General features: G+C 42.4%; 21 protein-coding genes. 9 read left to right on the top strand and 12 right to left on the bottom strand.

The features are described 5' to 3' along the window. Positions 1 to 583 precede the first annotated feature (583 nt). A complete protein-coding gene (locus J8M01_RS20115) occupies positions 584 to 1,696 on the top strand; it encodes a DUF3466 family protein (RefSeq protein WP_210997206.1) in 1,113 nt (370 codons plus the stop codon). 368 nt (positions 1,697 to 2,064) lie between these two features. Here the strand turns inward: J8M01_RS20115 and J8M01_RS20110 are convergent, their stop codons facing one another. The 11 genes from J8M01_RS20110 to J8M01_RS20060 form a co-directional block, all read right to left on the bottom strand. Next, positions 2,065 to 2,583 (bottom strand): Clp protease N-terminal domain-containing protein, encoded by a 519-nt coding sequence (locus J8M01_RS20110; protein WP_211059113.1) that lies wholly within the window; start codon positions 2,581 to 2,583, stop codon positions 2,065 to 2,067. A 1-nt stretch (position 2,584) separates the two neighbouring features. After that, complete coding sequence (locus J8M01_RS20105; protein ID WP_192507705.1) at positions 2,585 to 2,803, bottom strand: helix-turn-helix domain-containing protein; 219 nt, start codon at positions 2,801 to 2,803, stop codon at positions 2,585 to 2,587. A gap of 231 nt (positions 2,804 to 3,034) precedes the next feature. Then, positions 3,035 to 3,946 carry a hypothetical protein gene (locus J8M01_RS20100; protein WP_211059112.1) on the bottom strand — a complete coding sequence of 304 codons (912 nt, stop codon included), beginning with the start codon at positions 3,944 to 3,946 and terminating at the stop codon, positions 3,035 to 3,037. A gap of 189 nt (positions 3,947 to 4,135) precedes the next feature. Beyond that, complete coding sequence (locus J8M01_RS20095) at positions 4,136 to 4,597, bottom strand: GNAT family N-acetyltransferase (RefSeq protein WP_211059111.1); 462 nt, start codon at positions 4,595 to 4,597, stop codon at positions 4,136 to 4,138. Positions 4,598 to 4,867: 270 nt separating this feature from the next. After that, entirely contained in the window at positions 4,868 to 5,629 is a 762-nt protein-coding gene (locus J8M01_RS20090; protein ID WP_211059110.1) for an SDR family oxidoreductase, read from the bottom strand. 8 nt (positions 5,630 to 5,637) lie between these two features. Further along, entirely contained in the window at positions 5,638 to 6,525 is an 888-nt protein-coding gene (gene mmsB, locus J8M01_RS20085) for a 3-hydroxyisobutyrate dehydrogenase (protein ID WP_210997195.1), read from the bottom strand. 13 nt (positions 6,526 to 6,538) lie between these two features. Beyond that, on the bottom strand, positions 6,539 to 7,678 hold the full coding sequence (locus tag J8M01_RS20080; protein ID WP_211059109.1) for an enoyl-CoA hydratase/isomerase family protein: 1,140 nt from the start codon (positions 7,676 to 7,678) through the stop codon (positions 6,539 to 6,541). Continuing rightward, positions 7,678 to 8,454, bottom strand: a complete 777-nt coding sequence (locus J8M01_RS20075) for an enoyl-CoA hydratase (protein ID WP_211059108.1) — start codon at positions 8,452 to 8,454, stop codon at positions 7,678 to 7,680. The genes J8M01_RS20080 and J8M01_RS20075 overlap by 1 nt, the downstream gene beginning before the upstream one ends. Before the next feature lie 9 nt (positions 8,455 to 8,463). Next, positions 8,464 to 9,621 carry an acyl-CoA dehydrogenase family protein gene (locus J8M01_RS20070; RefSeq protein ID WP_192507712.1) on the bottom strand — a complete coding sequence of 386 codons (1,158 nt, stop codon included), beginning with the start codon at positions 9,619 to 9,621 and terminating at the stop codon, positions 8,464 to 8,466. Positions 9,622 to 9,764: 143 nt separating this feature from the next. Further along, complete coding sequence (locus tag J8M01_RS20065; protein ID WP_192507713.1) at positions 9,765 to 11,255, bottom strand: CoA-acylating methylmalonate-semialdehyde dehydrogenase; 1,491 nt, start codon at positions 11,253 to 11,255, stop codon at positions 9,765 to 9,767. A gap of 106 nt (positions 11,256 to 11,361) precedes the next feature. Further along, complete coding sequence (locus tag J8M01_RS20060) at positions 11,362 to 12,540, bottom strand: acetyl-CoA C-acyltransferase (protein WP_192507714.1); 1,179 nt, start codon at positions 12,538 to 12,540, stop codon at positions 11,362 to 11,364. A 304-nt stretch (positions 12,541 to 12,844) separates the two neighbouring features. Between J8M01_RS20060 and J8M01_RS20055 the strand changes: the two genes are divergently transcribed. From J8M01_RS20055 to J8M01_RS20020, 8 genes are all read left to right on the top strand, one after another. Beyond that, positions 12,845 to 13,240: a MerR family DNA-binding transcriptional regulator gene (locus J8M01_RS20055; protein WP_010363179.1), complete on the top strand. Its 396-nt coding sequence runs from the start codon at positions 12,845 to 12,847 to the stop codon at positions 13,238 to 13,240. 19 nt (positions 13,241 to 13,259) lie between these two features. Then, positions 13,260 to 14,435 carry an isovaleryl-CoA dehydrogenase gene (locus J8M01_RS20050; protein WP_211059107.1) on the top strand — a complete coding sequence of 392 codons (1,176 nt, stop codon included), beginning with the start codon at positions 13,260 to 13,262 and terminating at the stop codon, positions 14,433 to 14,435. Between the two features lie 10 nt (positions 14,436 to 14,445). Next, a complete protein-coding gene (locus J8M01_RS20045; RefSeq protein WP_211049590.1) occupies positions 14,446 to 16,053 on the top strand; it encodes a carboxyl transferase domain-containing protein in 1,608 nt (535 codons plus the stop codon). 12 nt (positions 16,054 to 16,065) lie between these two features. Beyond that, positions 16,066 to 16,848 (top strand): enoyl-CoA hydratase/isomerase family protein, encoded by a 783-nt coding sequence (locus J8M01_RS20040; RefSeq protein ID WP_192507717.1) that lies wholly within the window; start codon positions 16,066 to 16,068, stop codon positions 16,846 to 16,848. A gap of 9 nt (positions 16,849 to 16,857) precedes the next feature. Continuing rightward, positions 16,858 to 18,810: an acetyl/propionyl/methylcrotonyl-CoA carboxylase subunit alpha gene (locus J8M01_RS20035; protein WP_211059106.1), complete on the top strand. Its 1,953-nt coding sequence runs from the start codon at positions 16,858 to 16,860 to the stop codon at positions 18,808 to 18,810. Next, positions 18,811 to 19,719, top strand: a complete 909-nt coding sequence (locus J8M01_RS20030; RefSeq protein WP_348772767.1) for a hydroxymethylglutaryl-CoA lyase — start codon at positions 18,811 to 18,813, stop codon at positions 19,717 to 19,719. Between the two features lie 84 nt (positions 19,720 to 19,803). Next, complete coding sequence (locus J8M01_RS20025) at positions 19,804 to 20,502, top strand: CoA transferase subunit A (protein ID WP_192507720.1); 699 nt, start codon at positions 19,804 to 19,806, stop codon at positions 20,500 to 20,502. A gap of 11 nt (positions 20,503 to 20,513) precedes the next feature. Next, positions 20,514 to 21,176: a 3-oxoacid CoA-transferase subunit B gene (locus J8M01_RS20020; RefSeq protein WP_192507721.1), complete on the top strand. Its 663-nt coding sequence runs from the start codon at positions 20,514 to 20,516 to the stop codon at positions 21,174 to 21,176. Positions 21,177 to 21,363: 187 nt separating this feature from the next. On the opposite strand, the gene msrA is transcribed toward J8M01_RS20020, so the two are convergent. Beyond that, complete coding sequence (gene msrA / locus J8M01_RS20015; protein ID WP_247671207.1) at positions 21,364 to 22,569, bottom strand: peptide-methionine (S)-S-oxide reductase MsrA; 1,206 nt, start codon at positions 22,567 to 22,569, stop codon at positions 21,364 to 21,366. Positions 22,570 to 22,626 lie beyond the last annotated feature (57 nt).

Genomic DNA, 22,626 nt, shown 5'->3' with positions numbered 1-22,626 from the left:
TAGTATCCATGCTGGTGATAAGCATGGCAAGTGTAAGTTTTGAAAAGCTATCATGTGCAACAATCTATGAGCTGAAGTAACACCACTTCCATCTTCTATAAACCCTAAGTGACAAGTAAAGCGTTTTTTTACCCCGTTAGGATTATTTTGTTTGACATACAAGGCGTGTCCACCACCAATAGAGCAGTAGTCGTTGATTCAAAATGAGTCCCGATGACCAAATTATCTTGAGCAATTTGGAACAGCGAAGCTGATTGACGAAAGGCAGGAAACCTGAATTCATATCAGTACTTTAGCAGACGACATGCCGTGCTTCACGCGAGGTATTAACTCACTAAAATTCCAGTAAAAAACAGTGAACCTTTTAGGGTACACCACAGCTAAATGTATTAATAAATATGCTCATAAATCGTAGGCAAAATATCGGAGCTATATGATTACACGCTGTATTTCAATTAATACATTGGTATTAATACAAATGTATTGAATCAATTGATTTACCTAGTCCTTTCTATAAAGTAGACAGCGCTGGTGCAGCTAGGCACCAGAAATTTAATTAATGTATGCTTAAAGGAGTTATGTTGTGAATTACATTAAAACAATGGTTCGTTCTGTATTATCTATTTCTGTTTTGACCGCATGTTTAAGTCAAGCAAGTGATTTGTCTTATACCTTTACAGATATTGGGTCGTTAGGTGGGCCACAAACCGCTGCATTTGACATCAATAACGCAGGGCAGATTGTAGGTTGGTCAACGCGAAGCAAACAAAAAGCGTGTGTCAAAATATCAGGCGATCCGGTGACATGTCGTTTTGCATTTGTTTATCAAGCTGGCATGATGACTGACTTAGGATCATCTCACCCAGATTCCATCGAAAGTACGGCTGTTGCCATTAATAAGCACGGTGACATCGTTGGCAATGAGCATTTTATCGGTAATATTAATGGGATGCGTCACTCAAGCTATCACGCTTTTTTTGTTGAGCAAGGCCAAGTTGTCCCTTTGCCATTTAGCTCAACCAAACAGTCACCTTCAAGTCAAGCGTTTGATATTAATGATCATGGCTATATTGTAGGTTGGATTGAAAACAATGATGATAAAGATGTCATGGTTGAGTGGCAAAATACACACAGTGACGCGCAAATAAAACACGAGCATAAAGCGTTTTTTCGCAGAGCCTCTGCCACCAATAATTTAGGTGATGTGGTTGGTATGGAATATGAACGCTATTCTTACAAACCAAATCGCGCCTTTATTCAAACAAGTAAAGGTGTGTCGTTATTATTAAAATCAGATTCTATTTGGACTGAAGCCAATGAGATCAACGATTATGGTATGATCGCAGGCGCTCAAGCCCCAAAAGCATTTAGACCTTCTCAAGCGACAATTTGGTATCCGTCGATCACCGGTGGTCTTGCAGCTCATGTGGTCGGTGGTATCGGCGACAGTGAACGAGAACTCTCTGCATTTAAAGATATAAACAAACGAGGAACAGCCGTTGGCATGTCATCAAACCCTGACCGAGGTTCATTGGCCATCGTGTATTATAAAGGCGAGCTCATCGATTTAAATACAGTCACAGATGTACCAGGAACATTACTTGAAGCCACGGCAATCAATGACCATGGTGACATTGTGGGCTTATACCGTGATGTAAATAATCACACGCGTGGCTTTGTCCTTAAGCAACGATGATCACTTCATTTAGTTAGGCCATAAATATAGGCTAACTGACGAATTTGCTATACACCTTCATATTATAAAAGTATGGAGGTGTTATAAAAGATACACCGTCAATCCTGTATAATTTTGCAACTGCTAAATAAGGTATGATCTAAACTCTTTGCTTAGCCAGATGATTAATAATTAACCTCAGGTTGGGATAAGGGTTTTGGAATAGGAAATATTTTGTAAACAAACTTACGTACAATCCAATGATGATATTTTATTCAATATCAAGGCGCTTTTATGCAGTAATAGCGGGCTATTACAAATGAAAGCAACGCCGAGAGTGAGAAAAATAGCTTTATTGGGCAAATTCGCTCATCCAGAGCTGAGGTTAATTAGTAACACTCAGCCTGTGTTACCTTTTTTAACGCCTCTAAATCTACCCCGATGTTTTGTAAAACCCTGATTGCCGTTCCATACTGCATAGATAATACCACTTCAATCACGTGTATACTCTTAAGCGGTGTCTTCCTCATTTTGTTATTCTCGTAGAGTTTTTTCATAACCATTTGGCCTGAAGGCTTAGTATCATATAATGCAATGCTAGGGTTAGTCTCTTTGGGCATATCACTTGCAAGGTTTATCGCTTCGCTCTCAACCCCCATACTCGCTAACACACTATTATGTTGCGCTTTCAATGCTTCTTTTACATCAATATGATTAACGCCTAGTTTTGCCAATACTTTTTGCGCTGAGCCATCTTGTAAATCTAAGCTCGCCAACAAAAAATGTTCTGCCCCCGGTTTGCTTTCTCCATACTGTTGTGCATATTGCTCAGCGCCTAGACATAATTGACTGATCGTTTTCATATCTTGAATTTTCATTTTTATATTTCTAAAAAAAGAACTGATCATGCTACGTCTCCTTTTTATTGATAAATGCGGCATGGCGTTTGTGTGCCGCTTGCCGCGTTATATCAAGTGCTTGTGCTATTTGCGCCCATGTCCAGCCCTGCGCTACCGCCTCTTCTACAGCTCGTCGTTCGAGCTGATCGGCAAGTAACCGCAAAGACGTTACGGCAGCCAGTGCCTCTTCAGGGTTGTTTGGGTTAGGAAGTGATTTTATATCTGTCATGTGTCAAATTTAATTGACAAGCAGTATTTTGTCAAATTTAATTGACAAAATACATAGAAAGAATACTGATTGTTATGCAACAGCGATTCATTTGCAGCGAAAGCATTGTTGATATTGACAATTTCATGAGAGTCACTTTTATGGCTTGTGACTTCATTGGCGGTTGTGCTACTTATATAAAGGCAGTAAGTAGCAACGATTTTTAATAATGACATTAAGGGAATTTACGTACTAACTCCCATCTGCTATCACTCTGATCTCCCTTTGCCTACTCATTGAATTGTGTGTACAAGAGCCGCGCGATGGCATTCGATTGAACGTCGCTACAGGTTCATTACCAATGGCTATTTCAACTTCAAAGTGAAATGGCTGGGTATTTTCTGGTGCGTAATTTTCTTTTGAGAAAAAATAGCAAGGATCGCCACCGGCTCCCCAACGCACTCCTTTTTTTATTAAATAGGACGCGCCAGGTATATCTGTCCATTGACGTCCAGGCTGCAAATATTGGTATCTCTGCCTAACCTCTATCGTTCTGCCCATCATCAGTGGTCGTCTCACTATATAATCGGGATTAAAGGTTGAATGATCGTCCCGGATCACTGTGCCCTGAGAGCCATTTGGTGGCTGTACAAAGCTTTGCTGAACGCGACTTAATAATTGATTAAAGGGTGGATCATACGCTCTTGCTGTTGGATACCATATATGTTCACGCGTTAGGCAATGATTGAAGGTGTTATCATCCCCATTGGTACTTTCAAAACTAAATTGATGTTTAAACATATATCGGGCGTTATCAATACGAGTCATACCGTGAGTCTGATGACGAAATTGCCACCATTGTAATTCAAAACCAGAAAATCGCATTGTGTAGTTTGTCGGTCGAGCATAACTATCGATATTTAATAACGTCCCTATGTACATCAAAGCTAGCCGATATCTTTGTAATTTATCCACAGGTAAAATGTGAATTTGCGCTTCAATATTCATTGCGGTGCGGTTATTGATATTGCGTATATCAGGGCTATTTTGCGCATTACCCCCTAGCAGTATGATGATGTTGTTCAGTGAAGAGACTGATTGTCGAAAGCCTCCATGCGCTCCCTCAACCAATGTCATAAAGTTTCTCATTGAAATACTTGGCATAATTAGCTGTCCATAATTCAGTAGCCCACAAATGTGAAGCCGATCACATTTGTTACAATAATTTAACTTACAAACTAAATGAGAATAAAATATGAAGCAACTAAAATAGTTTTAAAAAAACCTAAATAGCGTGAAATTCCTACACAACTTAATAAGAAAAGTAAAAATATTTATCAATCACAATAAAATTTATGTGCTTTGTCCTTTTTTCATTAACATAGCCACTTTTTCAATGCCATGCGCTGGAGTCCACGTTTTAAAGACTATAAAACCCTGTTTACGATATAAATTAATGGCTGGCGTATTCACTGCAGCCGTTTCTACAATGGCTTCAGGTCGCTGATATGTACTAATAATAAAATTCAGTAACTTATGAGCAATGCCTTTGCGGAAAAAGTGGGGGGAAACCGTTAAACTCTCAATGTTTAATAACGTGTCGGTTACCGAAATTTCAATCACAGCGGCAAGCACATTGGCTTCAAAATAACCATAAAATAACGTCGTTGCCGATTCTATGTTTTGTACACTACGAGACAGTGGCGGGAAATGTATCGTGCCAATCAGCGCCGCTTCAATTTTATAAGAATCTTGAAAAACACCGTATATTTGGCTCGCGACTGAGTGTTGTGAATTATTAAGCTGTTCTATCATTAAATTTCATGAACCTTCTAATCTGGGCTGCTTTACCTCTGTATTCCAACCTGACGCTACTCTTAATTTAAACAAAGTGATAAAACGCCATCGTTAGTATACAGTCCTTCATTTTTAACTTAAGTGATATTAACGGGATCCAAAGCTGTATTCCTCAAACCCCTTTGTCAAAATATGACCTTGATACAAACATGGCAGTGATGAAAACAAAAAAGCATAGCTTGCACTATGCTTTTTATCATACAACTCACTGGAAAAATGGTACGCTGCTTATAAGCGAATACCACCATCAATTTCTATCACACGGCCTGTGAAAAAGTCATTTTCAATAATGTACTTCGCAGTATGCGCAATTTCTTGCGCCTCACCAAGTCGACCGACAGGCTTCATTTTAACCAGTCGCTCTTTCGCTTCTGGTTTCATCGCATCAGTCATTTGCGTACGAATAACGCCTGGAGCAATTGCACCTACACGTATACCAAAACGGCCCAGTTCTTTTGCCCACGTTGTAGTCAATGCTACTACGCCAGTTTTAGCGGCAGAATAGTTAGTTTGGCCCATATTACCGGCACGTGCCACACTCGACATATTAACGATCACACCACCTTCACCACCTTCAACCATTTTCACTGCCGCTTCTCGACCACACAAGAAAACACCCGTCAGGTTCACATCAATCACTGATTGAAATTGCGATAAAGACATTTTATCAATAATCTTGCCTTCTTTTGCTTTAAGTAATAAACCGTCACGTAAAATGCCAGCATTATTAATTAAAACGTCAATACGACCAAAATCATTTGCGATACTGTTAAATACGTTTTCAACATCCGCTTCAACACTGACATTGGCCACGTAAGTGCTAACCGTTGTACCTAACTTGCTTAACTCAGCAGATGCCGACGCCAAAACGTCATCTTGCATATCGATCAATGCCAAATTTGCGCCTAGCTCAGCCATTTGTGTGGCCATCGCAAACCCTAAGCCTTGCGCACCACCTGTGATCACTACCGTTTTATCTCTAATATCCATAATGAATCTTATTTTTCGCTAAAAAGTTTAAAAATCGCGCTAAAATCTTCTGAGCCTTTGCCTTGATTTTGCATCAAGTTGTACAAATTCTTCGCAAGTGCGCCCATCGGCGTTGCCGAATTGGTCTGTTGTGCAGCTTGCTGTGCTAAGCCTAAGTCTTTAGCCATTAAGTCAACCATAAAGCCCGGCTTATAATCATTAGAGCTCGGGGCATTCTCAAGTACATCTGGACATGGATTATATAATTCTAATGTCCAATTTCGACCAGAACTGTTGAGCATGATCTCACTCAATACTTTGGGGTCTAAACCATGATCAATCCCCATCTGCAATGCTTCACTGGTCCCTGCCATTAATATACTTAGCAGCATATTATTACAGATCTTCGCGACTTGACCCGCGCCAATTTCACCCGCATGAAAAATATTTTTACCCATATCAGGGAGCACTTTATTGGCGCCATCAAAATCGTTTTGGCTACCACCAACAATAAAGGTCAGTGTCCCAGCCGCAGCACCTGCGACTCCGCCCGACACTGGTGCATCAACAAAACTCACGTCAGCATCACCCAGTGCCTTACCTACAAACTGCGCAGATTCCGCGTCTATGGTTGAACAATCGATAACCAGTGTGTCGGTGCTTAAATGATTAATTAACCCATTCTCACCACAATAAATAGCGCGCACATGCTTGCCAGCAGGCAACATACTGATCACATAATCTGCACCATCACATACCTGTGTTACATCACTTGCTGTGGACGCGCCTTGCTCCGCAAGATGTGCCATTGCATCATCACTTAAATCAAATACCGTTACCGTATGTCCTGCTTTTACTAAATTGCAGGCCATTGGGCCACCCATGTTTCCTAAGCCAATAAATCCAATCTTTGCCATGTTGTTCTGCTCCCTACATATTTGCTAACGGGTGTGCGTCGTCACTCCAACGCGCGCTCGTAAATGCTGATACAGTCTCATCTGATACTGAACTTATTGCATCAAACTGCCATTGTGGCGCACCATCTTTATCAATGAGTAATGCGCGAACTCCTTCTTGAAACTCACCCGCTTCACCCGCTTGTACAGACATACCCAGCTCAAGTAAAAAACATTCTTTTAAAGATTTGCCTTTACCAAGCTTGAGCTGCTCACTCACCAACACCGCACTTAATGGTGAGCCATGTTTTAACGACTTTTGCGCTCGACTTAACCATTTATTATCATCGCTTGGAATTGATAAAATATAGTCAACTTGCGCTTGCAGATCATGACAATTATTCACGTGCGAAATTTGCTCTATATTCGCCTGAATCTCACTTTTTGGGGGCTCACCTGAAATGTTAGTCAATTCGGTTAGCATATTTGTTAGCATGTTATGGTTTGAACTGGTAGTTGTTCCCCACTCTATTCCCAATAAGCCAGCCAATAACTCACCATACTTTTCAGCATCAATAAAGTGATCTGCCAAACCAACAAATTGTGCATCAGCAGCATTGATCGATGCACCCGTTAGTCCTAAAAACAACCCAACACCTTCTGGCATTTTATTCAAAAAGTAGCTACCGCCGACATCTGGGTATAAGCCTATGGTGATCTCCGGCATTGCAATGCGTGCTGTTTCAGTCACTACCCTATGACTTGCGCCTGCCATTAACCCTAATCCACCACCCATGGTGATGCCATTGCCCCACAATAAAATTGGTTTTTCATAAGTATGAATTTGGTAATCTAAGCGGTACTCTTCGCTGAAAAATGTTTCAATGTAAGTATTTTTATCATTGGCAGCCATTGCATTATAAAGGCTCACCACATCACCGCCGGCGCAGAATGCTTTCTCTCCTTCGCCTTTCATAACAACCATAGCTATTTGGTCATCTTGTGCCCAAACATCTAATTGCTTCGCTAACAAACGGATCATGTCTAAATTAAGTGCATTTAAAGCTTTCGGTACGTTCAGCGTCGCGAAGGCCACTTGCATACCATTGTCGCTTTGCGCGAGTTCAAATACAACGGGCGCATCAGCTTGGTTTAATAACTGCAGCTTTGCCATTAGCCATTCACCCAATTTGCTTTACGCTTTTCTAAAAATGCATTAACGCCTTCTTTTTGATCTTGCGTATCAAATAAAGTAACAAATAACTCTCGTTCTAACGGTAACGCACTATTAATGCTCCCTGTACGCCCTTTTTGGATCAATGCTTTACATGCTGTCACAGCAACAGGGCTCTGATCAGCTACTTTGGTAGCCAAAGCAATGGCAGCTTCTAAAGACGTACCTGTCGCCACAACTTCTTCTAATAACCCTATCTCAAGTGCTTTGTCTGCTTTAAGGCGCTCGCCACATAAAATCATGCGTTTTGCCCAGCCTTCACCCACTAACCACGACAGGTTTTGTGTGCCACCTGCACAAGGTAATAAACCCACTTTCGCTTCTGGCAATGCCATTTGTGCTTGCTCTTCACCAATGCGAATATCACATGCCAGTGCGACTTCTAAACCACCACCCATTGCAAATCCGTTAATCGCGGCAATCGATACCCCCCTAAAGTCACTCAAAGTTTCAAAAGCTTCGCCGAATACACGAGACATATCCGCCGCAACACCTTTGTCACCACTTGCAAACACATTTAAATCAGCGCCTGCTGAGAAAAACTTCTCACCTTCACCTGTAATAACCAGCGCGTAAATATCTTTGTCTTGATTAAGATCTATAACCAGTTCTTTTAAGCCCACTAATGTGTCACGAGTCCAAGTGTTCGCTGGGGGATTGCTCATCGTGATTACGGCTGTATTACCTTGCTTTTCAAGTTTAAGTTGTGCTGTCATGGGAACTCCTTACAATACGCTCGCAGCGCCTTGGGCTAAAATTCGGCGTGCTATAATGACACGCATGATTTCATTAGTACCTTCGAGAATTTGGTGTACACGAACATCACGTACGTGTCGCTCTAGTGGGTATTCTTTTATATAACCATAACCACCATGGATCTGTAATGCATCATCACACACTTTAAAGCCAACATCAGTTGCAAAGCGTTTTGCCATGGCACAGTATGTGGTTTTTTCACTATCATTAGTGTCTAACTTAAAGGCTGCCAAACGTACCATTTGACGCGCAGCGACAAGCTCGGTATTCATATCAGCAATCTTAAATTGCAATGCTTGAAATGCTGCTAACGGCTTACCGAACTGTTCTCGTTCTTGCATATATTCTTTTGCCGTATTCAATGCTTGTTGTGCAGTACCAATGGAACAGGTCGCAATATTGATACGCCCACCATCTAAGCCTTGCATAGCGAATGTAAACCCTTCCCCTTCTTGACCGAGTAAATAGCTCGCAGGAATACGTACATTTTCAAAGCTAACTAATCGAGTAGGTTGCGCATTCCAGCCCATTTTCTCTTCGGCTTTACCATATTCAACACCAGCTGCATCAGCAGGTACTAAAAATGCAGAAATGCCTTTAGGACCGGCTTCACCAGTGCGAGCCATTACCACCAACACATCGGTTTCGCCCGCACCTGAGATAAACATTTTTGAACCATTGAGTACGTATTCATCACCGTCTAACACTGCTTTAGTTTTAAGTGATGCCGCATCTGAACCAGCTCCTGGTTCTGTCAAACAATATGATGCCAGTAACTCACCCATTACTAATTGGTCAATGAAAGTGTCTTTTACGGTATCAGTGCCGAAACTGGCAATCATCCAAGTTGCCATATTATGAATGGTTAGCATCGCCGTTGTGGCGGTACAGCCCATAGCCAGTTGTTCAAAAATAATACTAGAGTCTAAACGTGATAAGCCTAAACCACCTGCGTCTTCTGGGGTGTATAAACCACAAAAGCCCAGTTCGCCGGCTTTTTTGATAACTTCTTTTGGAAATATATGTTCGCGATCCCATAATGCTGCATTGGGTGCGAGTTCACTCATTGCAAATTGGTGGGCGGTTTCGGCGAATGCCTGTTGATCTTCGTTCAGATTAAAGTCCATAGAGACCTCTTTTGTTGTCTAATGCAAGCCCACCTAACGTAGGCTTGATTGTTTTAATTATTGATGCGCTAACCTGAAATCAGGTTAGGCTACTACTTAGTTTCTGCAACTCTATGTGGTTACTTGTTTGATAACTAAATAAATTATTTAAGGTTAATACTCATATTCGGACCAGATACAGCGCCATCTTCAAACCAGCGAGATGTTATGGTTTTAGTTTCAGTGTAAAAACGTACACCTTGTTTGCCATAGGTATGTTGGTCACCATAGAAAGACCCTTTCCAACCGGTGAATGAGAAAAATGGCAATGGCACAGGGATCGGTACATTGATACCCACTTGACCAACTTCAATATGATGCTGGAACTTACGTGCTGCTGCACCACTTGATGTAAATAATGAGGTACCGTTACCATATGGGCTATTGTTGATCAGTTCGATCGCTTCTTCTAATGTATCTACAAACATACACGCGAGCACAGGACCAAATATTTCTTCTTTATATAAGTCCATCTCAGGTGTTACATCAGTAAATAAGGTTGGACCAACCCAGTTGCCATTTTCATAGCCTTCAACGGTAAAATCTGAACCGTCAAGTAAACACGTCGCACCTTGTTGTTTTGCCCCCTCAATGAGAGATAAAATACGTGCTTTTGCCGCGCCGGTTGTTTGTGGACCATATGCAGCTTCAGGATCATTCCACACACCCGGGCGTACTTTGGTAAACGCTTCTTTTAAATCAGCAACCCACTCTTTAGAATCACCCACAAAGACCGCAACTGAAATACCCATACAACGTTGCCCTGCAGCGCCAACAGACGAACCAACCAAATTATTGATCAGCTGCTCTTTTTTAGAGTCTGGCATGATCACCATATGGTTTTTAGCGCCTACACATGCTTGAACACGTTTTAAGTTTTGCGTGCCTTTTGAGTAAATATATTGACCTACACCACACGACCCAACAAATGAAATAGCGCGTACTTCTGGTGCTTCTAAAATTTGATCTACTTGCGCTTTGGTGCCATGTACAACTTGAAGTACCCCTTTAGGTGCTCCTGCCTCTTCAAACAGTTCAACCAAACGCATCGGCGTGAGTGGATCTTGTTCTGATGGTTTTAAAATAAACGTGTTACCACACACGATTGCAAGCGGAAACATCCACAATGGGATCATTGCTGGGAAATTAAATGGGGTAATACCTGCACACACACCCAATGGTTGCATATAAGAGTAGGTATCAATATTACGTGCAACGTTACCAACCGTTTCACCCATCATCATAGAAGGTGCATTTGCAGCTTGTTCTACAACTTCAATACCACGCCATACGTCACCTTTGGCATCTTCAAAAGTTTTGCCTAACTCATGACAAATAATCGTCGCTATTTCATCATGATGCTCTTTAAGTAACGCAGCATAACGCATCATCACCCGCGCACGTTCCGAAATAGGCACTTCTTTCCACGTTTTAAAGGTTTCCTGTGCTGAGGTAATTGCAGCTTGAACTTCCGCCTCGGTAGCACACGGAACTTTTGCCAATACTTCTTGATTGGCAGGGTTAACTACGTCAATCCAAGTGTCAGATGATGATTGTGAAAATTCGCCGTTGATGTATAAAGGTACTTGGTGCATGACGCACTCCTCCCCAGAGTAAATGAGATAAGGCACCGCTGGTTAGTAATATTTTTTATACCAGTTATTCGATGCCCGAATTTTTTAAATTAATGTCAAGTAAGCGTTACACTTCGACTGCCAATGCAACCGCCTCACCGCCACCAATACACAAAGAAGCAATACCTTTTGATAAGCCTCTATTACGTAGTGCGTGAATAAGTGTCACTAAGATACGTGCACCACTTGCGCCAATTGGGTGACCCAGTGCACATGCACCGCCATTCACGTTTACTTTGTTGGTGTCTAAGCCCATTTCATTGATAGCAAGCATAGTAACCATCGCAAACGCTTCGTTAATTTCCCAAAGGTCGACGTCTGTTTTGCTCCAGCCGGTGCGTTCAAGTAACGTATTCATTGCACCAACGGGGGCTAATGTAAATTCTTCAGGTGCTTGTGAATGTGTTGCATGTGCCGCAATTTTACACAAAGGCGTTAAACCTTGACGTTGGGCTTCTGACTCACTCATTAAAATTAATGCCGCTGCACCATCCGAAATGGATGATGAATTCGCCGCGGTAATGGTGCCGTCTTTTTTAAATGCAGGGCGTAAGCTTGGGATCTTGTCAGGGCGTGCATTGCCTGGTTGCTCATCAATGCTAATTTCAACGTCGCCCTTGCGAGTGCTAATGATGTGCGCTGCAACTTCCGCGCTAAAGCTACCGTTTTCAATTGCTGCGTTGGCTTTACTTAATGAACCCAATGCAAATTCATCCATATGCTCACGCGTAATACCATATTGGTCAGCGGTATCTTGCGCAAAACAGCCCATCGCTTTGTTATCGTAGGCATCTTCTAAGCCATCTGACATCATGTGATCTTTAATTTCACCATGTCCCATGCGCATGCCACCACGGGCCTTCGGGATAAAATACGGTGAATTTGTCATGCTCTCCATGCCACCGGCAATTGCAGAGGAAATGCTGCCAGCTTTAATTAAATCATGAGCTAGCATGGCTGCTTTTAAACCTGAGCCACACACTTTGTTGATTGTTGTTGCGCCTGTTGAACGCGCAAGTCCGCCGTGCAACATTGCTTGACGTGCTGGTGCTTGACCTAATCCTGCTGGCAGTACACATCCCATGATAACTTCATCAATAGATGCATCTGACAAACCCGTTTCAGACATCACACTTTTAATCGCAGTTGCGCCCAGTTCGGTGGCACTTGCACCAGATAAAGCGCCCATAAAGCCACCCATAGGGGTACGTTTTGCGGCTACGATGACAACAGCATCATTACTCATTTTTTGCTCCTATTCACAAGCGATTTAGCTTGAACAATAAATTTTATGTTTCGAGCATACATAATATTTACGTTTACGCCAACGTAAATCTAAAATCAAACAAACTTCGTTGGCCTAATTTGTAAAGTTATGCTGCACACAATCCTTGCCAAACACGTAATTTCCTTATTGCAGCCTCGCTTTTCATATCTAGAATGGCTATTTACAACTGCGACCAAAGTATGATTTAAATGTTCAGCTTTACCTTTACGTAAACTTCACTTATATTGGTCTAATCAGTCACAGAAGTAAATGTGTAAACACCATGCAAGATAACAATAACGAACCTACTTTTTCTATTAGTGATTTAGCTAAGGAATTTGACATTACCACGCGAAGTATTCGCTTTTATGAAGATCAAGGATTACTTTCTCCTGAACGCCATGGACAGACTCGAATTTATTCCAAACGTGACAAAGTTCGTCTCAAGCTCATTCTGCGTGGCAAACGTTTAGGATTTACGCTAGCCGAAACAGGTCGTTTGTTTGAGCTATACGACGCAGATAAGTCTAGCGCAAAACAGTTAGTTACCATGTTGAATTTAATTGAAGAGAAAAAAGCCGATTTAAGTCAACAGATGGACGATATAAAAGTTGTATTGATGGAATTAGTGACCGCAGAACGTCGCTGCCGCGATACCTTAGGTAATTTAGAAGAATAACTCTCACAGGATTATTATTATGAGCACCGTATCTTTATACAAAGAAATGAATTTTGGATTAGGCGAAACTGCGGACATGATCCGCGATCATGTGAATGGCTTTGCTACCGCTGAAATTGCCCCCTTGGCTGAGAAAACAGACTTAGACAACAGCTTCCCAAATCAGCTTTGGCCTCAGTTTGGCGAAATGGGACTGTTAGGTATCACCGTGCCAGAAGAATTCGGTGGTGCAGGCATGGGTTATCTTGAGCATGTTATTGCAATGGAAGAGATCAGCCGAGCGAGTGCATCAATTGGTCTTAGTTACGGCGCGCATTCGAATCTCTGTGTGAACCAAATTAATCGTAATGGTAATGATGCCCAAAAACGCAAATACCTACCTAAGCTAATCAGTGGTGAGCACATTGGCGCATTGGCGATGAGTGAACCTAACGCCGGTTCAGATGTTGTTTCAATGAAATTGAAAGCACAAAAGAAAGGCGATAAATATATCCTCAATGGTAATAAGATGTGGATCACCAATGGACCTGATGCAGATGTATTGGTGATATATGCAAAAACAGACTTAGACGCCGGTTCAAAAGGCATTACCGCATTCTTAGTAGAAAAAGATTTCCCCGGTTTCTCAACTGCGCAAAAGCTTGATAAATTGGGCATGCGTGGCTCAAACACCTGTGAGTTAGTTTTTGAAGATTGTGAAGTGCCTGAAGAAAATATTTTAGGTGGCTTAAACGAAGGCGTAAAGGTGCTTATGAGTGGCCTAGATTACGAACGCGTGGTATTAGCTGCCGGCCCATTAGGCATTATGCAAGCCTGTATGGATATCGTCACGCCTTACATTCACGAGCGTAAGCAATTTAATAAATCAATTGGTGAGTTTCAGCTTATTCAAGGCAAGGTCGCTGATATGTATACACAAATGAATGCAGCGCGTTCATATGTATATACCGTTGCACGCTCATGTGATCGTGGCGAAACCACGCGTAAAGACGCTGCGGGTGCAATTTTATATGCCGCAGAGCTTGCGACAAAAATGGCACTCGATGCCATACAAATTCTCGGTGGAAATGGGTATATCAATGAATATGCAACAGGCCGGCTACTACGCGATGCTAAATTATACGAAATTGGGGCCGGGACATCTGAAATTCGCCGCATGCTAATTGGTCGCGAATTATTCACTGAAAGCCGTTAAGGATATAATTATGACTGTACTTAACTCTTCTGTTAATCCCCACGACAGTCAGTTTAAAGCGAACAGCGATGCGATGGCATCGCTGGTTAAAGATTTAAACGACAAAGTCAGCATTCTTTCTCAAGGTGGCGGTGATGCCCTTATTGCACGCCACCAAGGTCGTGGTAAGTTATTTGTACGCGACCGAATTGATACACTTATTGATGAAGGTTCGCCATTTTTAGAGATTTCCCAATTCGCAGCCTTTGGCGTGTACGAGCAAGATATTCCATGTGCAGGCGTTGTGGCTGGTATCGGTCGAGTTAAAGGCGTCGAATGTATGATTGTCGCCAACGATGCGACTGTAAAAGGCGGAACCTATTTTCCAATAACGGTGAAAAAACATTTACGTGCACAAGAAATCGCCGAACGTTGTCACTTACCTTGTATTTATTTGGTTGACTCAGGTGGTGCAAATTTACCCGAACAAGATGAGGTATTCCCAGACAAGTTACATTTCGGCCGAATTTTCTATAATCAAGCACGTATGTCAGCAAAAGGGATCCCACAAATTGCAGTGGTTATGGGCCTATGTACAGCTGGTGGCGCATATGTACCAGCAATGGCTGATGAAAGTATTATCGTAAAAGAACAAGGGACCATCTTCTTAGCGGGCCCACCTTTAGTAAAAGCGGCCACCGGCGAAGAAGTCAGCGCGGAAGATTTAGGTGGCGCTGATGTGCACTGTAAAACTTCTGGTGTGGCAGATCATTATGCAGAAAATGATGAGCATGCACTTTCGATTGCACGTCAATGTATCCAACGTACTAACCACCAGCGACCAACAAAGCCCATTTTGAAAGATGTGAAACCACCTCGCTATGATATTCGCGAGGTATACGGCATAGTTGGTACTGACCTGAAAAAGCCATTTGATGTACGAGAAGTCATTGCACGCGTAGTTGATGATTCACAATTTGATGAATTTAAACGTTATTTTGGAGAAACCCTCGTCACTGGCTTCGCGCAAATATACGGGCACCCTGTTGGCATCGTCGCAAACAACGGCATTTTATTTTCGGAGTCAGCACAAAAAGGCGCCCACTTTATTCAGCTATGTGCACAACGCGATATCCCCCTGCTATTTTTGCAAAACATCACTGGGTTCATGGTAGGTCAAAAATATGAGGCTGAAGGTATCGCCAAACACGGTGCTAAAATGGTAACTGCGGTATCTTGTGCAGATGTGCCAAAATTCACGGTATTGATCGGGGGCTCATATGGCGCAGGTAACTATGGTATGTGTGGCAGAGCTTACGAGCCAACGATGATGTGGATGTGGCCCAATGCCCGTATTTCAGTCATGGGTGGAGAACAAGCGGCAGGCGTACTAACCCAAGTTCGCCAAGATGGTTTAGCCCGTAAAGGTCAAAGTATGAACGACCATGAAGTTGCTGAGTTTAAAAAACCCATTATCGAGCAGTACGAAAAACAAGGCCATCCTTATTACGCCAGTGCACGCTTGTGGGACGATGGCATTATCGACCCTGCTGATACACGCACTGTGTTAGGTTTGGCACTCGATGCTGCGGCTAACGCGCCAAGCAAAGAATCTAAGTTCGGTATTTTCAGAATGTAACGGGAGCACACTATGTCTGTCACTTTAACCATAACAAAAACAAAAGTGGCGATTTTAGAATTAAGTCGCCCTGAAAAACATAATGCGTTCGATGATGCTGTGATAGCCGAGCTCATTAAGTGTATTGAGCATGCGAACTCGTTAGATATTCGTGCTTTAGTCTTAAAAACTGACGGAAAACACTTTTCTGCTGGTGCTGACCTTGGTTGGATGAAATCAATGGCTGGCAATAACTTTGATGAAAACGTGGCGGATTCAAAGCAGCTTGCAAAACTTATGTCGGTATTGGCCAATTGCCCACACCCAACGCTTTGCCTTGTGCAAGGCGCAGCATTTGGTGGCGCACTTGGGTTAATTGCTTGCTGCGACATTGCGGTCGCTACTGAAAACGCGAAATTCTGTCTAAGCGAAGTAAAGCTTGGCTTGATCCCAGCTGTTATTAGCCCTTATGTGATCAAAGCAATTGGTGAGCGCCAAGCCAGACGTTACTTCCTCACTGCTGAAGTATTCACGGCAAATACTGCCCTTGATCTAGGACTTATACACGAAATTAGCGATGACTTAGTCCATAGCCAAGCTCAGTTCATAGAGCTTCTGTTAAATAATGGCCCAAGTGCAGTTCGCTCTGCCAAGACACTTATCAATGAAGTGGCAGGTAATCCAATTGACGAGACGCTCATTCATCATACCGCTCAGCGTATCGCACAAATAAGAGTTAGCCCTGAAGGGCAAGAAGGCCTCAGCGCTTTTTTTGATAAGCGTGCGCCAAACTGGCAACACGCCGCTAAACAGTAAGGGATCACCATGCTTAAAAAAATCCTTATCGCCAACCGAGGCGAAATCGCATGTAGAATTATAAAAACAGCGAAACGTCTTGGTTTAAAAACCGTAGCGGTGTATTCCGATGCCGACGAAAATGCACTTCATGTGCGCTCTGCCGATGAGGCATATCATATCGGCCCAGCTCCAAGTAAAAATTCTTATTTAGTGGCTGAAAAAATACTCGATGTTGCTAAACAAGCAAACGCAGACTGCATTCACCCAGGATATGGTTTCTTATCAGAGAATGATCAATTTGCGAATGCGTGCGAACAAGCTGACATTGTGTTTATTGGTCCATTAGCAAGCTCTATTGAAGCTATGGGTTCTAAAACCCGTGCCAAAGAGATTATGGCACAAGCCAATGTACCGTTAGTGCCCGGCTATTACGGCCAAAAACAAGCCACCGATTTTTTAGCCAGTGAAGCAAATAAAATTGGCTACCCTGTTTTAATTAAAGCCGCCTACGGTGGAGGTGGTAAGGGCATGCGCGTGGTTCGACAAGCCCAAGAATTTATTAGTGCATTAGAGGGAGCACAACGTGAGGCACTTGCTGGGTTTGGTAATGACTTGGTGTTACTTGAACGTTATGTAGACACCCCACGTCACGTTGAAGTACAAGTGTTTGCTGACAATCACGGTAACTGTGTATACCTTGGAGACAGAGATTGTTCTTTACAACGTCGTCACCAGAAAGTCATTGAAGAAGCGCCTGCGCCCGGTTTGAGTGATGAATTACGTCAAGCAATGGGAGAAGCCGCGGTACGATGTGCCCAAGCAATCAATTACCGAGGTGCTGGAACAGTCGAATTTCTGCTGTGTGGCGACGAATTCTTCTTCATGGAAATGAACACACGTTTGCAAGTAGAACACCCCGTAACAGAAATGGTGACTGGCCTCGATTTAGTCGAATGGCAAATTCGCGTTGCCAACAATCAAGCATTACCACTACAACAAGAGCAAGTGACTTTAACTGGTCATAGTTTTGAAGCGCGTATTTACGCTGAAGATCCAACTGAAAACTTTATGCCCTACTCCGGCACCTTAACACATTTGACTTTTCCACAATTAAATGAGGGTCTGCGAGTTGATACAGGTGTCGTGGCTGGCAGTGAAATTAGTTCTTTCTATGATCCTATGATTGCCAAACTCATCGTTCATGCACCCGATCGCTCAATCGCATTACTTAAATTGCATCACGCTTTAGAAGAAGTTCATTTGGCTGGCGTGAAAAGTAACATTGCATTTTTACATCATTTATCGGGTCATCCAACATTTACAGCTGGCGCACCAGATACACACTTTATAGACAGTCAAACTGACACACTCACACAACAGGAATTGCCTGAAACTGAGTTACTTGCGCTAGCTGCCCTAGCCTACACAAAACATAAAAATGCAAGTAATGCAGCAACACCATGGCAATCAGAAACTGCATTTAGATTGAATCAACGTAATAGTATGAAGGCCCCCTTTACTGAGCATAATGTCTCCGTGACGCTTAACGACTCACATCATACATTGCATATCGATGATGACATATTAGCCGGCTCAGCAACTTTGCTAAACAATCAGCTAACTGCACAAATTAATGGTAAGCAATATACTGCCAGCGTATTAATTACCGAGGATGCAATTACGGTAATGTATGGTGCGATTGCACACCGATTTGAGCTCAAATCTAAGCATTTTATTAGTGAACACGAACATGAAGCAGCACCTTTAGCCGCACCACTTAATGGGACCGTTGTAAAACATTTACAAAAAGTGGGTAGCCAAGTTGAAAAAGGCGACCCTGTGGTTATCATCGAAGCCATGAAGATGGAATACACTCTGAACGCACCTTTTACAGGAACGTTGAGTAGTTATTGTTTTGATGAAGGCGAACTTGTCAGTCATGGTGCAATGCTTGCCATTGTTGACGCTGTGGAGGGTTAAGTGATGCCATATCCAGCACACGTAAAAATTGTAGAAGTAGGCGCACGAGACGGACTACAAAATGAATCAACTGTTTCAAGCGAAGATAAAATACAACTCATCAACGCATTGAGTGTCGCAGGGCTCAAACATATTGAAGCTGGTGCGTTTGTATCGCCAAAATGGGTACCGCAAATGGCTGACTCTCTGGATGTCATTAACGGCGTGTCTGTTGCTCCAGATGTCGTGCTAAGCGCATTAACACCGAATTTGCGAGGAGCACAAGCCGCACTCTCAGCCAATGTTAAAGAGTTTGCAATATTCACTGCAGCAAGCGAAACTTTCACACAAAAAAACATTAACTGCTCTATTGAGCAAAGCATTGAGCGCTTTAAAGATGTGGTCCAACTAGCACAACAACATGGGATCAAAGTGCGTGGTTATGTAAGTTGTGTGCTTGGATGCCCTTATGAAGGCGATATTGAGCCTGAAGCTGTTTTAAAGGTTTGTAAACAATTGTTGGCTCTTGGGTGCTATGAAATTAGCTTAGGTGATACTGTCGGCGTGGGTACCCCAAACAAGGTTAGATCAGTGATTTCTTTATTGCTGCAACATATCCCCATAGACAAGCTGGCCGTGCACTTTCACGATACTTATGGCCAAGCTTTAGCGAACATTCACAGTGCCCTTGAATTAGGTATTGCCACCATCGATAGTGCTGTTGCCGGTTTAGGTGGGTGTCCTTATGCACAAGGTGCGTCAGGAAATGTTGCCACAGAGGATGTAATTTACTTACTGCAAGGGCTTGGCATTGACCCCCAAATTGATTTAGAAAGGCTAGCAAAAGCTGGATGGGCAATTTGTGACGCACTCAATAAGTCACCTGTAAGTAAGGTTTCTTTAGCATTACAAGCAAAATGCGCATCGTAATAACAACCCAGTGTTGATACACACTAATGCTAATTTTAGTATGTGTGTCACACTGAAGATAAAACAACAATGAGGAGTGGGCTAATGGCCGGTTTCGATAAAGTAGTGACAAGCTACGCCGAAGCGATGGAAGGCATCAAAGATGGTGATACCATCATTGCAGGCGGTTTTGGACTGTGTGGGATCCCTGAAGGTTTAATTAATGAAATTAAACGCAAGCAAACCAAAGAACTTACTGTTGTGTCAAATAACTGCGGCGTTGATGATTTTGGTTTGGGTATTTTACTACACGATCGTCAAATTAAAAAAATTGTTGCATCATATGTTGGCGAGAATGCTTTGTTTGAACAACAATTGCTTGACGGCATTATTGACGTGGAACTTACTCCACAAGGAACCTTGGCCGAGAAGATGCGTGCAGGCGGAGCCGGTATTCCAGGTTTTTATACTGCTACTGGCTATGGCACACCGGTTGCTGAAGGTAAGGAAGTCAAAGAATTTAATGGTCGCCCATACATCCTTGAAGAATCAATAACCGGCGAGTTTGCGATTATCAAAGCTTGGAAAGCCGATCGTTATGGTAACTTGGTATTTCGCCATACAGCCATGAACTTCAATCCAATGGCTGCCACTGCAGGTAAAATGACCGTGGTTGAAGTTGAAGAAATTGTTGAACCCGGTGAATTACAACCAAGTGAAATTCATACCCCTGGTATCTATGTAAATCGCGTAATCAAAGGTAACTTTGAAAAACGCATTGAACGTGTCACGACGAGTAAGTAAGGAGAATTAAAATGGCTTTATCACGTGAACAAGTTGCAATGCGTGTTGCGCAAGAGTTGAAAGATGGCTACTACGTCAATCTAGGAATTGGGATTCCTACCCTAGTCGCTAATTTTGTGCCTGCCGGCATCGAAGTTATGTTGCAGTCAGAAAACGGGCTTTTAGGTATGGGACCGTACCCAAATGAAGACCAAGTTGACGCAGATATGATCAATGCGGGTAAAGAAACCGTGACAGCTGCGACAGGTGCGGCTATTTTTAATAGTGCTGAAAGTTTTGCCATGATACGTGGTGGTCATGTAGACTTGACGGTTCTAGGTGCATTTGAAGTAGATCAACAAGGCAATATTGCGTCTTGGATGATCCCGAAAAAGTTAATCAAAGGCATGGGGGGTGCAATGGACCTTGTTGCAGGCGCACAAAATATTATTGTGACAATGACCCATGCCAGTAAGCACGGCGACTCTAAGTTACTAGAAGCATGTACACTTCCCCTAACTGGAGTGAATTGCGTTAAGAAAATAGTGACTGATTTAGCCGTACTTGAAGTGAAAGATGGCGCGTTTTATTTATTAGAACGTGCGCCAAATGTAAGTGTTGACGAAATTATTAGTAAAACAGCTGGTAAGCTCATCGTTGAAGGTGACATCCCAGAAATGCAGTTTACGGATTAATTGTCATATTACATAGTAGTTTAAAATGTACCGACCTCATTCCCAGTGCTTAGGCACTGAGTTACCCAAAACCCCTCGTTAGAGGGGTTTTTTTTATCTTTAGTATCGAGCCCTAACTGCTTTTAATTGGTAAAGAACCAACGTAAAAAAGTCATATAGCGAAGGGAGAAGCACCGCTAAAAACCACTCATTGGGCGGCAACAAAATCTAACACTGTTGCATTTATGCAATAACGGTCTGTACCATTTGGCCCTTCATTTGCAAATACATGCCCCAAATGAATTCCGCTTGATTTCGAACGTATTTCCGTGCGCGTCATACCAAAACTTGTATCTTCATGATAAGTCACACTGCCCTTAACTGGATATTTAAACGATAGCCAACCAGTACCTGAATTAAAACGATCTTTGGTATCAAACAACGATGCACCACTTAACTTATCAATAAACATCCCTTCTGGGGTGTTTTTGAAAATATCGTATTCTTTGCAAAATGGACGTTGTGTTCCCTTTTGAAACGCGACTGAGTACGCTTCACTGTCCCCTAGTTTAAAAGCACCTAATGCTTTGTAAAAGCGAGTTTTATCCATAAACCCTTGATGACCAAATACTTCTTTACCATTCTCAAGAAACAAAATTGTTGGGGTCGCCCATGTTGCTGACTTTATTTCTAAGTTATGTAGTTCATCTGCATATCTAAAGTGTAAGCGGACATCGCCTTGATAATCATTGAGAACTGTCTTTTTTAACTTTTCACAGTATGGGCAATAGTTTTTCGAATCGATAACAACAATGTGCTTACCAGATAATAAAACATCATTGTTTTTCTCTTGCGTATTTACTGGTTTGAAAACAACGCCTGTTGAATGATCAGGGCAATACCCATTAGGATTTTTAACAAGGTAATTCTGATGATACTCTTCAGCCGGATAAAACTTTTTTAGCGGCTTTATAATGGTTTTAATGTCGCCATAACCTTTCGCTGATAACAGTATTTGATACTGCGCTTTTAAATCAAAAGCAATATCCCGCTGAGTTTGTTCACTGAATAAAATAGTAGAACGATATTGCGTGCCAATATCATTGCCTTGGCGATTCTTTTGCGTTGGGTCATGACTTTCAAAATAGCGCTGTAATAAAGTATCGGTAGTCAAAATATTTGCGTTATATGTGACTTTTACTACTTCAGCAAAATTACGTTCATCAAAGCGCCGGCTGCGTTTAATGATCTCTTGATAACTGGCTTTGAAACCCGTGCCATCTGCGTACCCTGACTCAGCGTCAATGACGCCGCGCATTGCTTCATACCGTTTCTCTGCCCCCCAAAAACAACCAGACCCTAAAACAAGTGTTTTAACATGCATACTGGCTTGCTCTGGCTTGGGCATCGGCATATCAGTGGCATTCACGTTCAATGAACTGACCACAACCACAGCCGTCAAAAGCGTTCT

It is taken from the genome of Pseudoalteromonas sp. MMG005 (assembly GCF_018101015.1).
GTDB classification, from domain to species: Bacteria; Pseudomonadota; Gammaproteobacteria; order Enterobacterales; family Alteromonadaceae; genus Pseudoalteromonas; species Pseudoalteromonas aurantia.
Note: the sequence above shows the minus strand (reverse complement) of the source record. Positions and strands in the feature narration are given on the sequence as shown.

Bases quoted from the DNA above. Each gene is read 5' to 3' on its own strand.
- J8M01_RS20110 (WP_211059113.1), bottom strand. From the start codon at position 2,583: ATGATCAGTTCTTTTTTTAGAAATATAAAAATGAAAATTCAAGATATG.
- J8M01_RS20105 (WP_192507705.1), bottom strand. From the start codon at position 2,803: ATGACAGATATAAAATCACTTCCTAACCCAAACAACCCTGAAGAGGCA.
- J8M01_RS20100 (WP_211059112.1), bottom strand. From the start codon at position 3,946: ATGCCAAGTATTTCAATGAGAAACTTTATGACATTGGTTGAGGGAGCG.
- J8M01_RS20095 (WP_211059111.1), bottom strand. From the start codon at position 4,597: ATGATAGAACAGCTTAATAATTCACAACACTCAGTCGCGAGCCAAATA.
- J8M01_RS20090 (WP_211059110.1), bottom strand. From the start codon at position 5,629: ATGGATATTAGAGATAAAACGGTAGTGATCACAGGTGGTGCGCAAGGC.
- mmsB (WP_210997195.1), bottom strand. From the start codon at position 6,525: ATGGCAAAGATTGGATTTATTGGCTTAGGAAACATGGGTGGCCCAATG.
- J8M01_RS20080 (WP_211059109.1), bottom strand. From the start codon at position 7,678: ATGGCAAAGCTGCAGTTATTAAACCAAGCTGATGCGCCCGTTGTATTT.
- J8M01_RS20075 (WP_211059108.1), bottom strand. From the start codon at position 8,454: ATGACAGCACAACTTAAACTTGAAAAGCAAGGTAATACAGCCGTAATC.
- J8M01_RS20070 (WP_192507712.1), bottom strand. From the start codon at position 9,621: ATGGACTTTAATCTGAACGAAGATCAACAGGCATTCGCCGAAACCGCC.
- J8M01_RS20065 (WP_192507713.1), bottom strand. From the start codon at position 11,255: ATGCACCAAGTACCTTTATACATCAACGGCGAATTTTCACAATCATCA.
- J8M01_RS20060 (WP_192507714.1), bottom strand. From the start codon at position 12,540: ATGAGTAATGATGCTGTTGTCATCGTAGCCGCAAAACGTACCCCTATG.
- J8M01_RS20055 (WP_010363179.1), top strand. From the start codon at position 12,845: ATGCAAGATAACAATAACGAACCTACTTTTTCTATTAGTGATTTAGCT.
- J8M01_RS20050 (WP_211059107.1), top strand. From the start codon at position 13,260: ATGAGCACCGTATCTTTATACAAAGAAATGAATTTTGGATTAGGCGAA.
- J8M01_RS20045 (WP_211049590.1), top strand. From the start codon at position 14,446: ATGACTGTACTTAACTCTTCTGTTAATCCCCACGACAGTCAGTTTAAA.
- J8M01_RS20040 (WP_192507717.1), top strand. From the start codon at position 16,066: ATGTCTGTCACTTTAACCATAACAAAAACAAAAGTGGCGATTTTAGAA.
- J8M01_RS20035 (WP_211059106.1), top strand. From the start codon at position 16,858: ATGCTTAAAAAAATCCTTATCGCCAACCGAGGCGAAATCGCATGTAGA.
- J8M01_RS20025 (WP_192507720.1), top strand. From the start codon at position 19,804: ATGGCCGGTTTCGATAAAGTAGTGACAAGCTACGCCGAAGCGATGGAA.
- J8M01_RS20020 (WP_192507721.1), top strand. From the start codon at position 20,514: ATGGCTTTATCACGTGAACAAGTTGCAATGCGTGTTGCGCAAGAGTTG.
- msrA (WP_247671207.1), bottom strand. From the start codon at position 22,569: ATGCCGATGCCCAAGCCAGAGCAAGCCAGTATGCATGTTAAAACACTT.